Here is a 13,987-nt window from a genome sequence, read left to right as displayed (position 1 = left end):
CGAGTTACTTTTCAGTAACTCGCTTTTTCAGGCATTATGCTTAATTGCGTTAATCGTGCTTAGTCACGCAATGCTGCACCAAATTTCTCAGAAATATGAGCAACAATGGCGTCTACCGCACCTGCGATATCAGCATCTTCAAGCGTGCGCTCTAGAGACTGTAGAGTCAAAGCAATCGCTAGACTCTTCTTGCCTTCCTCAACGCCCTTACCTACGTAAACGTCAAACAATTTCGCGTCTTTTAGGAACTCGCCACCTTGCTCTAAGCAAGCTGCAACGATGTCGCCAGAAGCGACCGCTTCATCAACAACAACAGCGATGTCACGACGGTTTGCAGGGAACTTAGAAAGTCCTGCCGCTTCTGGGATCACTTTCGTGTTGATCGCAGACCATTCAACTTCGAATACGATAGTACGACCGTTTAGACCGAACTTGCGCTCAAGCTCTGGGTGAACGGTACCAATTACCCCCACCTCTTTGCCATCAACAATGATTGCTGCAGATTGACCTGGATGAAGTGCTGGGTGTTTCGCTGCAGCAAATGAGTACGCTTTCTCGTTTGCAGACAGTTCTAGAATCGCTTCTAGGTCGCCTTTAAGGTCAAAGAAGTCAACTGTGTTAGTTTCAATATCCCAATGCTCTTCGCTACGAGTACCAGCAATCACACCTGCAAGCATAGGCTCTTGGCGCATACCGTTCTCAGCATTTTCGCAAGGGATGAAACGCAGACCGTATTCGAACAGGCGAACACGTGGTTGCTGACGCTTCTGGTTGTGAACAACGGTATTTAGAAGGCCCTGGATAAGACCAAGACGCATTGCTGACATTTCCGCAGAGATTGGGAAAGGCAGAATCAGTGGCTCAACACCTGGTACTACGAGTTTCTGCTGCTCTGGCTCAACGAAGCTGTAAGTGATCGCCTCATGGTAACCACGGTCAACAAGAAGATCGCGTACACGTTTAAGCGGAAGGTTCGCTTCAACGTGGTTGTGCATCTTAAGTGTTGCAGCAGGGTGTTGATTTGGAATGTTATCGTAACCGTAGATACGACCCACTTCTTCAATTAGGTCTTGTTCGATTGCGATGTCAAAACGCCATGTTGGCGCTACACCAGTCCAACCTGTATCTGTAGTCTCTACTGTCAGACCAAGACGCTCTAGAATCTCGACTACTTCAGCGTCAGCGATGTGGTGACCAAGAAGTGAATCTAGCTTAGTGCGACGTAGTTCAACAGTGTTTGGCTTAGGAAGATCAGCGTCAGATTCTACTGTCACTACCGGTGCTACTTCACCACCACAGATTTCAACAAGAAGCTCTGTCGCACGCTCCATTGCGCTTGCTTGTAGTGCGTAGTCAACACCACGCTCAAAACGCATTGAAGAATCCGTATGTAGACCGTAGCTACGAGCGCGACCACGAATGTGGTCAGGTGCGAAGAACGCACACTCTAGAAGCACGTCTTTCGTCTCAGTTGTTACACCAGACTCTTCACCGCCAAAGATACCAGCGATTGCTAGTGCTTTATTGTGGTCTGCTACAACCAGTGTATCGGCATTTAGCTCCGCTTCGTTACCGTCTAGAAGAGTCAGTTTCTCGCCCTGCTCTGCCATACGAACAACGATGCCGCCTTCAATCTTAGCAAGATCGAACGCGTGCATTGGCTGACCTTGCTCAAGAAGCACATAGTTAGTGATGTCTACAACAGGATCGATTGAGCGAATACCACAACGACGCAGTTTCTCTTGCATCCATAGTGGTGTTTCAGCTTGAACGTTCACATTCTTAACGATACGACCTAGGTAACGAGGACACGCTTCAGTTGCTTTAACTTCAATAGAAGCTACATCAGCAATAGATGCTTCAACAGGGTTAACTGCTGGTGCTGTTACGTCAGCACGGTTTAGAACGCCAACTTCACGAGCAAGACCACGGATGCTGAAACAGTCAGCGCGGTTTGCTGTTAGGTCAACGTCAACAGTCACGTCATCAAGACCTAGGAAGTCGCGGAAATCAGTACCGATCGCTGCATCTTCAGCCAATTCCATGATGCCGTCAGATTCAACATCGATGCCTAGCTCAGTGAATGAGCACAGCATACCGTGTGAAGGTTGACCGCGTAGTTTTGCTTTCTTGATTTTGAAATCGCCCGGAAGAACAGCACCAACTGTTGCTACTGCTACTTTCAGACCTTCACGGCAGTTAGGTGCGCCACAAACGATGTCTAGCAGTTCTTCTGCGCCAACATCAACTTTAGTTACGCGTAGTTTGTCTGCGTCTGGGTGCTGACCGCACTCAACCACTTTACCTACTTTAACGCCAGTGAAAGAGCCAGCTACAGGCAGTACGTCGTCCACCTCTAGACCAGCCATTGTAATTTGGTGCGTAAGCTCGTCAGTAGAAACTGAAGGGTTTACCCACTCACGAAGCCATGATTCGCTGAATTTCATTGTGATGAACCCTCTGGATTACTTGAACTGTTTTAGGAAACGTAGGTCGTTCTCGAAGAACGAACGTAGGTCATTTACACCGTAGCGAAGCATCGCTAGACGCTCGATACCGATGCCGAATGCAAAACCAGAGTATTTTTCAGGGTCAATGCCTACGCTGCGAAGTACATTTGGGTGCACCATGCCACAGCCCAGGATTTCTAGCCATTTACCATCTTTACGCTTAACGTCCACTTCCATTGAAGGTTCAGTGAATGGGAAGTATGACGGACGGTAACGAACTTCAAGATCTTCTTCGAAGAAGTTGGTTAGGAAATCGTGCAGGATACCTTTCAGCTGTGCGAAGTTAACATTTTCGTCAACCAGCATGCCTTCCACTTGGTGGAACATTGGCGTGTGTGTTTGGTCGTAGTCGTTACGGTAAACACGGCCCGGTGCGATGAAGCGGAATGGTGGTTTGCCATTTTCCATCGTACGGATCTGTACGCCAGACGTGTGTGTACGTAGCATCAGATCTGGATTGAAGAAGAAGGTGTCGTGGTCAGTACGAGCTGGGTGATCTTCTGCAATGTTCAGTGCATCAAAGTTGTGGAATGCATCTTCAATTTCAGGACCAGACTCAGTGCTAAAGCCTAACTCACCAAAGAACTTTTCAATACGCTCAACAGTACGAGTAACTGGGTGCAGACCGCCGTTCTCGATACGACGACCTGGTAGGGTTACGTCGATAGTTTCTGCCGCTAGTTTCGCTTCAAGCTCTGCACGTTGTAGTGCATCTTTGCGTGCTGCGATAGCTTGCTGAACCACGCCTTTAGCTTTGTTGATCTCTTGACCAGCACTGCGGCGTTCTTCTGGTGGTAGTTTACCTAGGCTTTGAAGTTGAGCGGTTAGCTCACCTTTCTTACCTAGATACTGAACACGCACTTCGTCAAGTGCGACTAGCGAGTCTGCAGCGTCAATCGCTGTGCCCGCGTTAGCAATGATCTCTTCTAGATGTTGCATCGTTTCCTCGTCTACCGTCCGGTAGTATCCATAAGGGTGTTTTTTGATAGCTGTACATACTAATAAAACCCGCCGCTAATGCCAAATTGATTTGTAAATTGAACGGGTTATTGGGCAAAAAAAACACGTTTTTTGCCCTTTTGATGAAAAACTAGCAGGAAACGATGAGTAATCGCGATTTTCTAGAGGCGATTATTTGGCTTGAGCTCGGATGAAAATGAAATTAGGACGACGAGATAATCGCTCAAATGTCTCAGGAGCCACCACTTTCATCTCGGGCGCTGGCTTACCTTCGGAAAACTTGTCCAAAACGAAACCAGCTTCAGATAAGCTATCAAATAAGTTGGTCAATGAGCGTCTAAAGAACGAGACTTCCACTGGCTCACCGACGGTATCCCAGTGCTCAGTAATACGTTCTACATCAAAGTAGTTATTAAAGGCATCATCTTCAAAGTCGATGATCGGGTGGTGGGTAGAAAACACAAAGATCCCCCCCATTTTCAAGACACGTTGAACTTCTTTAAAAAACGGCACCAAATCTTCTAAGTAGTGAATCATCAGCGGACAAACAACGACATCATACTGATTAGCATTTTCGTTGGGCAATCCTTCGGTCAAGTCTTGCGAGTAACTTGTGACAGCGTCACCAATACGACGTTGGGTCAACTCTACCATTTCTTCTGATAAATCAATCGCTGTGACAGTCGCGCCTTGCTTAGTGAAGAGTTCCGCATAAATACCAGGGCCACAGCCCAAATCCAGCACACGTTTATTACTCACTTCTCCAACAAGCGCAAGTGTAGAGGGACGCTCGTACAGTGCATTATAGGCGTTGTTTTCAATCGCTTCGGCATACTTGTCCGCATGCTTGGTGTACATCTCACCCATCAGAGGCTCCTAGTTTCACTTCTATCAATGGCGGTAATCGTGAGCAATCTACCCCGCACACTCTGGACCGTCAATGACTCAAATACGATATTACTCAAACTTAACGGCGCCACACCAGACGAAGCATATCCTTATGTTGAATACCTTGTTCAAAGATTGGCTCATCATAGTTATCGAGAAAGAAATCTTTCACAATACTGTCGACTCGAAAGCCATGTTTTTGATAGAAAGATAGCTGATAACCAAACGTGCCCGTACCAAGTTCAACTTGCTTGATCCCAGTTTCAGCGAGCATTTTCAGGGTCTCATCTAACAGCACGCCACCAAACCCCCTGCCTTGATATTCACTGTAAACGGCGATATTAAACAGCTCTGCGGTCTGACGGCTGTTATCAACTTCCACTAACAGCGCCGCAACAATCTTATCTTGTAAAAAGGCCGCATAAGCCTGACAACGCTGACGATAGACATTGATAGCGGCTTCTTCAGGGTCGGCAATCAGCAATATGTCCAACGGTAACTCATCTTGCTTCAATGCTTTAACTTCAAACATATTTTCAATCATCAACGGAGTTCTTTTTCCATCAAATAGTTTTGTAACAACACACCACGAATATTCGCTTCATTTTCCCTTACGACATGAAAACCGAAATGAAGATAAAACGGTTTCGCAGTGACACTAACAAATGAGTAAAGCTTAGATATCCCCAACTCGCTCGCTTTAAGATGGATGGCGTTCATTAACGCACGTCCGACACCTTGCCCCTGCGCTTGATAATGACAATAGAAGTGATCGATGAGGCCATCGGGTTGGAGGTCACTATAACCTAAGATACTTTCGCCATCTGTGGCCACCAAAGGCTGTTTCGAAACGATATAACGCTCAAACACCTCAGTTTTCATATCTAACGGCGCCCATCCATCAATCTGTATCTCATTGTAATCTTTGCAGTTTACAGTGCGAATTGTTTTCTGATAGAGAGCATGTAGCGACCTAGCATCATTGTTTATCGCTGGTCTAATAAATATCTTAGTCAAAAGAACCCCCTAGTGGATGGTGTATATCGACACACTGCAGCATCAACATGTCACTAGCGTCTGTGTGGTCACTATATGGTAACCAATTGAAATATAGCTTGTTGTGTACTAGATATTAAGACTCATAGATAACGTCAAGCGGAAGCTATTATGCCCGAAAACAACAAAAAAGTTCTTGTGCTTTACGCTCACCCTTCCCAACGCCGCTCTGAGGTCAACGCTCCCATGTTCCGAGACGCAGCTTCAGTGAAAGGGGTTACTGCAGTAGATCTCTATTACGAGTACCCTACCTACAACATCAATATCGATAAAGAGCAACAGCGCCTTATCGACCATGACGTGATTATTTTTCAGTTCCCACTCTATTGGTATTCGACGCCATCGATTCTAAAAGAGTGGCAAGATTTAGTCCTTGAATACGGGTTTGCATATGGGCAAGAAGGCACCGCGTTACACGGGAAAACGTTCTTGTGTGCCATTTCTGCTGGAGGTAAAGCAGACGCATATCAAACCGATGGTTACAACCATTTTACTATCCGAGAATTACTTCAACCGCTCGAACAAACCGCAACCTTAACAGGAATGACCTATTTACCGCCATTTTGCCTGTTTGGGTCTCGTACAGCACAAGAAGAACGCAGAATACCCGATCATAGGGAGCGTTGGCGCGAGCTACTCACTCTGTTGGTCGCGGGAGATTTCGACATACATCGCGCTATGCCAATGGAAAAGCTCAATCACTACTGGCCACAAGAACAAACCACTAAATCTGATGAGGGCGCGTCATGACCGAGTATTTTTTGCAGGCTTTTGTTTATCTCATCGCCGCTGTCATCGCTGTACCAATAGCCAAGCGATTGGGTCTAGGCTCAGTCCTCGGCTACTTGATTGCCGGGGTCGTCATCGGTCCCATTATCGGGCTAGTTGGCGAGGAAACCACGGCGATACAGCACTTTGCTGAGTTCGGTGTGGTCATGATGCTATTTCTAGTCGGCCTTGAACTGGAGCCAAAAATGCTCTGGGGTATGCGACATAAGCTTGTAGGGCTTGGCGGGATTCAGGTTGGCGGCACGGCAGCTGCGGTTATGGCAATTGCCCTACTATTGGGCCAAACCTGGAGCATTGCCCTAACCATAGGCCTCATTTTTGCCTTGTCTTCGACCGCTATCGTACTGCAAACATTCCATGAAAAGGGGTTAGCGAAAACCGAGGGGGGTCAAAGCTCATTCTCTGTCTTGCTATTTCAAGATATTGCCGTTATTCCAATGCTCGCTTTCATTCCCCTTCTGGCCATTCCTGAATTGGTTGAACAAGCACAAAACGCCGTCGATCAAGCCGCAGAACATCACGAACAACTCAGTTTGGTAGCAGGTTTACCCGGATGGGCATACGGTCTTGTCATCACAGCATCCATCGCTGTGGTTGTGATTGGCGGACACTTTTTGAGCCGCCCACTGTTTCGTTTTGTCGCCTCATCAGGGCTACGTGAAATCTTTACCGCCACCGCACTAATGTTGGTTATTGGTATTGCTGCCCTTATGAGTTTAGTCGGTCTTTCTCCTGCACTTGGGACATTTCTGGCGGGCGTCGTACTGGCAAACAGTGAGTTCAGACACGAACTTGAATCTAACATTGATCCGTTCAAAGGTCTGTTGCTAGGGCTTTTCTTTATCACTGTTGGCGCTGGTATCAACTTTGGTATTTTGTTCAATGATTTCTTTGTTATCATTGGCCTCACCCTTGGCGTCATGTTGCTCAAAGCGTCTGTACTCTACGTGTTAGCCATGATATTCAAAATCCGAAATAGCGCCCGCTGGCTGTTCACCTTGAGCTTGGCTCAGGCTGGTGAGTTTGGTTTTGTACTATTAAGTTTCTCGGTACAAAACCATGTTCTGCCGAACGACATTGCTCAAACGCTTTCTTTGGTTGTGGCATTGTCCATGTTCCTAACGCCAGGGCTATTTATCCTATTTGATAAGGTCATCCTTCCCCGCTACGAGAAGCAAAGTAACGATCGAGAAGCAGACACCGTTGACGAACGCGGTAGCGTACTAATTGCCGGTATGGGCCGCTTTGGACAAATTGTAAACCGACTGCTTGTTGCCAACGATGTGCGTACCGTTGCCTTGGATGTGCGAGCAGATCAAGTTGATAATATGCGTCAGATTGGCACTAAAGCTTTTTTTGGTGATGCGGCCAAACCCGACATTTTACATACCGCAGGCATTGAAGAGGTGAAACTGCTCGTCGTTGCTATCGACAATCAAGAAGCCAGTATCGAGCTTGTAAAATACGTTAAACATACGTACCCTCACGTAAAAATTCTCGCCAGAGCGTTTGACCGTGGGCACGGCTATCAACTCAGACAAGCTGGGGCTGACTATATTGAGTCCGAGACCTACCACTCCGCTCTTGAACTTGGCGCCAAAACGATGAACTGTTTAGGGTTCCATCCTTTCTTTGTGGAACAACAGAAAACCACATATAAAGTGATAGAAGATAAACAGTCAGACAAGCTCTATGATGGCTGGAAAGGCGGTGCTGAGGGTGAGCGCTTCGACAATAATTACCGAGATCTTTTCATCGAGTTGGAAAGCCTTATCAAAGACGCGATGAAAATCGATCGCAACGATAAACATTCTCGTGAGCGTGGCTGGACACCACCGCCCAAGGGCTATGCAGATAAGTTCGACGAATAACATTACGAGTGAGTGAGCCTTTTTGGCGCAGAATTCAGCAACTCATAGCGACAAAAGGACGGGCGCATCGCCCGTCTTTGCTATTTCTAACCCTCTCCTCTGGCAACAAGCTTAATACAACAAAGAGAACAACGTGGATAAAGAATCAAAACAGCTAGCCAAACAACTGTTTAACATGACACTACCTATGGTGCTGGGTGTGCTATCACTGATGAGCTTTCAATTGGTCGACAGTGCATTTATAGGCCAACTCGGTGTGTTACCTTTGGCAGCACAAGGTTTCACGTTACCAATGCAAATGGTCATTATCGGTATTCAAGTGGGCCTTGGGATCGCCACCACAGCGATCATTTCTCGCGCTCTCGGTGCCAACCAAGCTGAGTATGCAAAACAATTAGGCGGCTTAATACTGATATTTGGCAGTGTGGCTGTTGCCATTATCGGTTTGCTGATTTGGCTTGTTCGCCACCCTATCCTCGCATTGTTAAGTGCACCGGACTCCGTCTACCCAGTTATTGATAGCTATTGGCCCTATTGGTTACTAAGCTCTTGGGTTGGGGCGGTACTCTATTTTTATTACAGTGTTTGCCGCGCCAATGGCAACACGGTATTGCCTGGCATGATGATGGTCGTCACTAGCCTCATCAACTTAGCGCTGGATCCTTTGTTCATTTTTACGTTTGATTTGGGCATTAATGGTGCGGCTATCGCCACCGTTGTGGCCTTTAGCATAGGTATTACCGTTGTAGCGCCTAAAGTCGTGTCAAAAAATTGGGCATCATTTTATTGGTCTAACATCCATATTGGCGAAAGTCTGCGCTCTATTTGGAACATCATGGCGCCAGCAATGGTCAGCCAGCTTCTGCCACCTTTATCGTCAATGCTGGCTACAAAATTACTCGCGACCTTCGGCACCGCCGCCGTCGCTGCGTGGGCACTCGGCTCACGTTATGAGTTTTTTGCTATTGTGACCGTCCTTGCCCTCACCATGTCAATGCCGCCTATGGTAGGCAAGTTACTTGGTGCTAAAAATCTCCAAGATATTAAGAAGCTGGTCAATATCGCCGTTGGTTATATTCTCGGGTTTCAGCTTTTAGTTGCTATTGTTACTTGGCTTTTTGCCCCACAACTCTCTTCACTGATGACCAGTGAGAATAATGTGTCTCAAATCTTAACTTACCATCTGGTTTTGGTGCCATTCAGTTTAGGGCCACTTGGCGTGTGTATGCTCATGGTGTCCATCTCAAATGCGCTTGGTAAAGCAAAAACGGCGCTGACCATTTCCACCCTACGATTATTCGCGTTTTTCTTGCCTTGTTTGTGGCTCGGTGCACAGTTTGGGGGAATACAAGGGCTCTTTTATGGCGCGCTAATAGGGAATGTTCTAGCTGGGCTAAGTGCATGGTTTACATACAGTTACTCGGTTAAACAGCTAGAGAAAACATTAAATAAGTAACACCTTGCACCCAAACAGGTAACGGTAACGGCTTTGTCAAACGCCCTCTCCTTTGCTAGGTTTAAAATACGTAGTGAAAGGAGAGGTGCAATTAATGAAAATAAACATTCAGACCCATCACGTTTCTATCGGCGACGAGTCACGTCAAGAAATCGAAAGTAAATTCGATAAAATTGCTTCACACTTCCCGCAGCTCATTAGCAGCGACATCATCATCAGAAAAGAGCACGGCCAGCACGAGGTCGAAGTGTTTACTAATTACGAAGGCGTTCGAGTGTCCGCCAAAGCCTCCCATGACATCATGTACCCCGCAATTGCAGCATCTTTAAAGAAACTGGAAACCGGTTTACGTAACCGCAAAGGACAACTGAAAACTGGTGTTCATAGCTAGGACAATGAATGTTATGGCGCTGTTTACAGCCCACCAAGTATTCCATAGCCGACGCTTCGTCGGCTTTTTTAGGTCCGAATGTAAGGCATTTTTATCAAGTGGCGCAAAATGGTAATTGATTAATTTTCCATCAGCTAGCATACGCGCACTTTTCGGTGTTGCCTATATGAGGAAAATAACCTATGACCTATCGTGAACTACAACATACAGACAGTTACAAACTATTTATGGGTGCTTTTGAACTGCTCAGCGTGACTTTTCAATTTACATACTCAGTCATCAAGTCCCTATCTAAAGCCAGCTTCTGGCTCATTAAAAAGACCTACCTTTGGGTCGCAAAGTGCTGAGCATACTTGTCTGTAAAGCACCATTTATCGCATTACTTTTAGTAATGCATTGTGCAAATATTTGTAGTGACTAACATCACACTTTTTTATTGAATAAAACTCTATCTGACACTAATATCTGCGCCCTAATACTGACAGGGCAAACCCTAGGCAGGTTTCATCACTCCCTAATGTTTACGAGATATTTGAGAAATGTTATCCAAATTTCCATTAGCAAAGCTGACCTTTTTGATCGCTATTCTGACCGCAGTTGGTCAAATGACACAAACCATGTATGTCCCATCCATTGGGCAAATGGCACAAGAATTTCGAGTTGATCCAGCGATGCTACAAGCCGTCATGGCCTGCTATTTAATTCCTTATGGCTTATCGCAATTTGTCTATGGTCCACTATCCGATAAGCTAGGTCGTAAGCCAATTATTCTTGTTGGATTGGCTATCTACCTCATTGGTGCAGTCATCAGTTTGTTTGCTCATTCGTTCGAGCTATTTCTGCTAGGTAGCTTCATTCAGGGTGCCGGTATTGGTAGTGGCGGCGCAATGTCGCGAACCTTATCCCGTGACTGTTTTTCAGGAGAAGAACTGCACAGAGCAAATAGCATCATTAGTATGTGTGTCATTTTTTCACCACTGCTAGCACCGGTGCTAGGTGGCGTATTTACCGAAACTCTAGGTTGGCGCTCAAGTTATTTGTTCTTAACCTTATTTGCGGTTGCCGTGGTCATTGTTATGGCATCTAAACTCATGGAGACACTGCCCGAAGATCGCCGAAGCAAAAGTTCGGCCATGGAAAATTATCGCTTTGTTTTGTCCGATCGCCGCTTTCAAGGCTACGTTATTTGTCTAGTCGCCACCTTCGCTGGTGTCGCGGTATTTGAAGCGGCTGCCGGGGTCTTATTTGGTGGCGTTCTGAAGTTGTCCGCGCTGACAGTCAGTATCCTGTTTGTGATGCCAATCCCAGGCTACTTGCTTGGCGCTGGCTTCTCATCCATGCTGGCGAAACGCTATGGCACGTCAACAGCTTTCAAATTTGGGCTGGCAGCGATCGTCCTCGGCTCCATTGTAGTTTTATTACCGGGACTTCAAGGCGCTACCGATGCATGGACATTGACCTTCGGCTCTACCGTCTATTTCTTAGGGGCGGGAGTGCTGTTCCCGGCTGCGACCACTGGCGCGTTAACACCCTTTCCTAATCATGCGGGAACAGGTGGTGCCGTGCTGGGTGGCATGCAAAACTTGGGAGCCGGACTCGCAACACTGAGCGCATCAGTCATACCAGCCACCAGTCAGTTACCTCTTGGTGTTATCATGCTGATCATGGCGCTATTAGCAATGTTTGGCCTCCATATCGCTAACCGAGACAGAGGTCACGACAACAGTAATGATGCTGTTATGGTCTGACCCATTCGTTGACAGAATAACCTCACAAGGCGGCGCTCATGTCGCCTTTTTGCTTCTCAAAAAACACTCAACTCGACATATTATTGCGATTCCATACCATTTCTCGACGGCTATTTTGTTTTCAACTGGTTAACATTGCAATATGGCATACAGCGGCTAGAATGGTGGCTCGCCTCTACCCAAAAATACCAAGGAAGGAGTCACTGGAGTTGAGAGTTCGCTGTATGCATCACCTTGTTGTCATTGTTATCTCCACTGCTCTAGTCGTCATAAATGCCTTTCAAAGTGCACATGCCGCCAGCACGGAAAATAAAACCTTTCTTGTCTCTGCCCATGAGCGAGACTTCTTAGCGAGGTTTATTTTTTCGACCATAGAAAAACAGTCTAATTTTCACTTCGAGTATGTTGACGTACCTGACTTTAGTCAGCGATTGGCCGCGGTAGAGCAAGGTAAGCTCGACTTTGTTGCCAATGTCACCTTCACTAAAGCACGCTCCCAACGTTTTATTTTCTCAGCGCCAATTAATATCGAGCCTACTTATTTATTTACGAAATACGGAGAAAGCTTTGACCAGCTATCTGTCGTGGGTACAACAATGGGGACAGCATTCAATGATATTATTCAACGCTACTATCCCGAAAAACGAGTATTGAGCTTTAACAATAACGACGTCGCGTTTGAAAGTATTCATAGCGGTGATATCGAAGGCTATATCGGTACGTTTTTGCAACTCGAGTGGTTTCTAAATGCTGGTTTTAAAGCCACGCTGATTAATGACAAAGTTTCGATACCGCCCGTATCTATCATTACAAACAAACCTGAGAATGCGCCTTTGCTGGCAAAATTCAGCCGTATCGTTTCTCAAGAATCAGTTCAAAAGCAGATACGCAGCTATATCGAAAGCTACATCACTAACATTGCCATTAAGCAACTAAAAAACGATATAGAGTCCTCAGGCCTTAACCTGAGCGCCCCTATCGAAATTCACCTCAACCACAGAAAACCCTATGTTTTCCAAACTCAAAACGGCGAAGTACAAGGTGTCGCCGTTGAACTCACTGAGGAAATCTGCCGCTTAAGCTCACTGCAATGCAAATTCGTCTACGAGCCCAACAAACCGTGGGCTGAGTCTTTGCAAAAGCTGATGCTTGCTGAATACGAAGTGATGACACCTATTGCCGACCTCAGACATCGCAAAAAACATATGATTTTCAGTCGACCATTTGCGTCCATAGATGGCGTTATCGCCAAACGGGTTGGCTTTAAGGAAGAGGTATATCGACATATTTCTGAGCTTTTTGCTGAACGTGTTGGGGTTGTGGAAAATGATGTGTTCGCCACTATCACCAGACGATTACTCCCTAACAAGGAACTGGTATATTTCAAAGATACCGAGGCGCTAGTTCGCGGCTTAATCGGCAACAAAATTGATTACGCGGTGACCAATCGTGTGACACTTAATACCTTGCTCTACGAGCAAGTGTTATCTGAAATTACCGAAGATCATTACTTTAAGCCATTTTATCAATCTCGTCTGAGCTTTGGTTTTCCGAAAACAGAAAGAGGTGAGACATTGGCTAGGCTGTTTAATCGAACCTTAGATTTTGTCGATACCGAAGCCGTTCACCAAAAGTATCAGCCACCAGCAAACTGGAGAGAGTTAAACAAAAAAGATTTGGATAAGAAGCGCTTGAATATCATCAATGTACTGCTTGGCTTATTCATACTGGTGACTATCTCGTTCGGTTATCTCACAAACCACAGAGCCAATCATGACGCGCTGACAAAACTTAAAAACCGCTACGCCTTGAACCGAATTCGTAAACAGTCTTTGGGTAAAGACAATGGTCTTATCTATATTGACCTTAATGGATTCAAGCAAATCAATGACACATACGGACATACTGTCGGCGATCAGGTATTACGCTGCTACGCCAAACTCCTGCGACAAACCGTTAAAGGCACCAGTTATCGTATCGGCGGTGATGAATTTGTGGCTATCACACCACTAAGTAAAAACCAATTGTCCGAGCTGCTGCCAAAGCTTGAGAGTTTTGAGTTCAAGCTACGTGAACAAGACAAAGTGCTTCAACTTCACGCAGCAGTTGGAGTTTTCTTGCCAGATAGCAGTGAGCTCAGTATCAAACAGCTACTCATCTACACCGACTTTGCTATGTATGAAGCCAAACGAAACAAAGATCTCCGCAGTGTCGTCGTCGACAAAGTCAAACTGGCCGAATTAATCAAAGCAAACCGTGCCCACAACGCGGCTTAAAGGCTTAGATGCTCACACAAAACCAAAAAGGAGGCGAAATTG

Annotated in this window: 11 protein-coding genes; 6 read left to right on the top strand and 5 right to left on the bottom strand. The window is 46.1% G+C overall.

Annotated features, from left to right (window positions below):
* Positions 1 to 59: 59 nt before the first annotated feature.
* The 5 genes from pheT to AAA946_RS07505 all read right to left on the bottom strand — a co-directional run bounded on the left by pheT (position 60) and on the right by AAA946_RS07505 (position 5,375).
* The gene (pheT, locus tag AAA946_RS07525; protein WP_338164302.1) at positions 60 to 2,447 is read right to left on the bottom strand and encodes a phenylalanine--tRNA ligase subunit beta; all 2,388 of its coding nucleotides are present in this window, start codon (positions 2,445 to 2,447) and stop codon (positions 60 to 62) included.
* A gap of 18 nt (positions 2,448 to 2,465) precedes the next feature.
* A complete protein-coding gene (gene pheS, locus AAA946_RS07520) occupies positions 2,466 to 3,449 on the bottom strand; it encodes a phenylalanine--tRNA ligase subunit alpha (protein ID WP_112461716.1) in 984 nt (327 codons plus the stop codon).
* 192 nt (positions 3,450 to 3,641) lie between these two features.
* Complete coding sequence (locus AAA946_RS07515) at positions 3,642 to 4,340, bottom strand: class I SAM-dependent DNA methyltransferase (protein ID WP_338165794.1); 699 nt, start codon at positions 4,338 to 4,340, stop codon at positions 3,642 to 3,644.
* A gap of 97 nt (positions 4,341 to 4,437) precedes the next feature.
* The gene (locus AAA946_RS07510) at positions 4,438 to 4,902 is read right to left on the bottom strand and encodes a GNAT family N-acetyltransferase (RefSeq protein ID WP_338164301.1); all 465 of its coding nucleotides are present in this window, start codon (positions 4,900 to 4,902) and stop codon (positions 4,438 to 4,440) included.
* Positions 4,902 to 5,375 carry a GNAT family N-acetyltransferase gene (locus tag AAA946_RS07505; RefSeq protein ID WP_338164300.1) on the bottom strand — a complete coding sequence of 158 codons (474 nt, stop codon included), beginning with the start codon at positions 5,373 to 5,375 and terminating at the stop codon, positions 4,902 to 4,904. Before AAA946_RS07505 ends, AAA946_RS07510 begins: the two co-directional genes overlap by 1 nt.
* Before the next feature lie 150 nt (positions 5,376 to 5,525).
* Here AAA946_RS07505 and AAA946_RS07500 point away from each other — a divergent pair, with 150 nt between their 5' ends.
* The 6 genes from AAA946_RS07500 to AAA946_RS07475 all read left to right on the top strand — a co-directional run bounded on the left by AAA946_RS07500 (position 5,526) and on the right by AAA946_RS07475 (position 13,945).
* Positions 5,526 to 6,164 (top strand): NAD(P)H-dependent oxidoreductase, encoded by a 639-nt coding sequence (locus tag AAA946_RS07500; protein WP_338164299.1) that lies wholly within the window; start codon positions 5,526 to 5,528, stop codon positions 6,162 to 6,164.
* The gene (locus AAA946_RS07495; RefSeq protein WP_338164298.1) at positions 6,161 to 8,074 is read left to right on the top strand and encodes a monovalent cation:proton antiporter-2 (CPA2) family protein; all 1,914 of its coding nucleotides are present in this window, start codon (positions 6,161 to 6,163) and stop codon (positions 8,072 to 8,074) included. The genes AAA946_RS07500 and AAA946_RS07495 overlap by 4 nt, the downstream gene beginning before the upstream one ends.
* Before the next feature lie 175 nt (positions 8,075 to 8,249).
* Positions 8,250 to 9,530: an MATE family efflux transporter gene (locus AAA946_RS07490; protein WP_338165793.1), complete on the top strand. Its 1,281-nt coding sequence runs from the start codon at positions 8,250 to 8,252 to the stop codon at positions 9,528 to 9,530.
* Positions 9,531 to 9,624: 94 nt separating this feature from the next.
* Positions 9,625 to 9,921 carry a ribosome hibernation-promoting factor, HPF/YfiA family gene (gene hpf / locus AAA946_RS07485; RefSeq protein ID WP_338164297.1) on the top strand — a complete coding sequence of 99 codons (297 nt, stop codon included), beginning with the start codon at positions 9,625 to 9,627 and terminating at the stop codon, positions 9,919 to 9,921.
* Between the two features lie 539 nt (positions 9,922 to 10,460).
* Positions 10,461 to 11,669 carry a multidrug efflux MFS transporter EmrD gene (gene emrD, locus AAA946_RS07480; protein ID WP_338164296.1) on the top strand — a complete coding sequence of 403 codons (1,209 nt, stop codon included), beginning with the start codon at positions 10,461 to 10,463 and terminating at the stop codon, positions 11,667 to 11,669.
* A 224-nt stretch (positions 11,670 to 11,893) separates the two neighbouring features.
* The gene (locus AAA946_RS07475; protein ID WP_338164295.1) at positions 11,894 to 13,945 is read left to right on the top strand and encodes a GGDEF domain-containing protein; all 2,052 of its coding nucleotides are present in this window, start codon (positions 11,894 to 11,896) and stop codon (positions 13,943 to 13,945) included.
* The last annotated feature ends 42 nt before the right edge of the window (positions 13,946 to 13,987 follow it).

The sequence above is a fragment of the Vibrio sp. 10N genome, assembly GCF_036245475.1.
Classification (GTDB): domain Bacteria; phylum Pseudomonadota; class Gammaproteobacteria; order Enterobacterales; family Vibrionaceae; genus Vibrio.
Note: the sequence above shows the minus strand (reverse complement) of the source record. Positions and strands in the feature narration are given on the sequence as shown.

Excerpts from the sequence above, each read along its gene's own strand:
- pheT (WP_338164302.1), bottom strand. The coding sequence starts at position 2,447 with ATGAAATTCAGCGAATCATGGCTTCGTGAGTGGGTAAACCCTTCAGTT.
- pheS (WP_112461716.1), bottom strand. The coding sequence starts at position 3,449 with ATGCAACATCTAGAAGAGATCATTGCTAACGCGGGCACAGCGATTGAC.
- AAA946_RS07510 (WP_338164301.1), bottom strand. The coding sequence starts at position 4,902 with ATGATTGAAAATATGTTTGAAGTTAAAGCATTGAAGCAAGATGAGTTA.
- AAA946_RS07500 (WP_338164299.1), top strand. The coding sequence starts at position 5,526 with ATGCCCGAAAACAACAAAAAAGTTCTTGTGCTTTACGCTCACCCTTCC.
- AAA946_RS07495 (WP_338164298.1), top strand. The coding sequence starts at position 6,161 with ATGACCGAGTATTTTTTGCAGGCTTTTGTTTATCTCATCGCCGCTGTC.
- AAA946_RS07490 (WP_338165793.1), top strand. The coding sequence starts at position 8,250 with ATGACACTACCTATGGTGCTGGGTGTGCTATCACTGATGAGCTTTCAA.
- hpf (WP_338164297.1), top strand. The coding sequence starts at position 9,625 with ATGAAAATAAACATTCAGACCCATCACGTTTCTATCGGCGACGAGTCA.
- emrD (WP_338164296.1), top strand. The coding sequence starts at position 10,461 with ATGTTATCCAAATTTCCATTAGCAAAGCTGACCTTTTTGATCGCTATT.
- AAA946_RS07475 (WP_338164295.1), top strand. The coding sequence starts at position 11,894 with ATGCATCACCTTGTTGTCATTGTTATCTCCACTGCTCTAGTCGTCATA.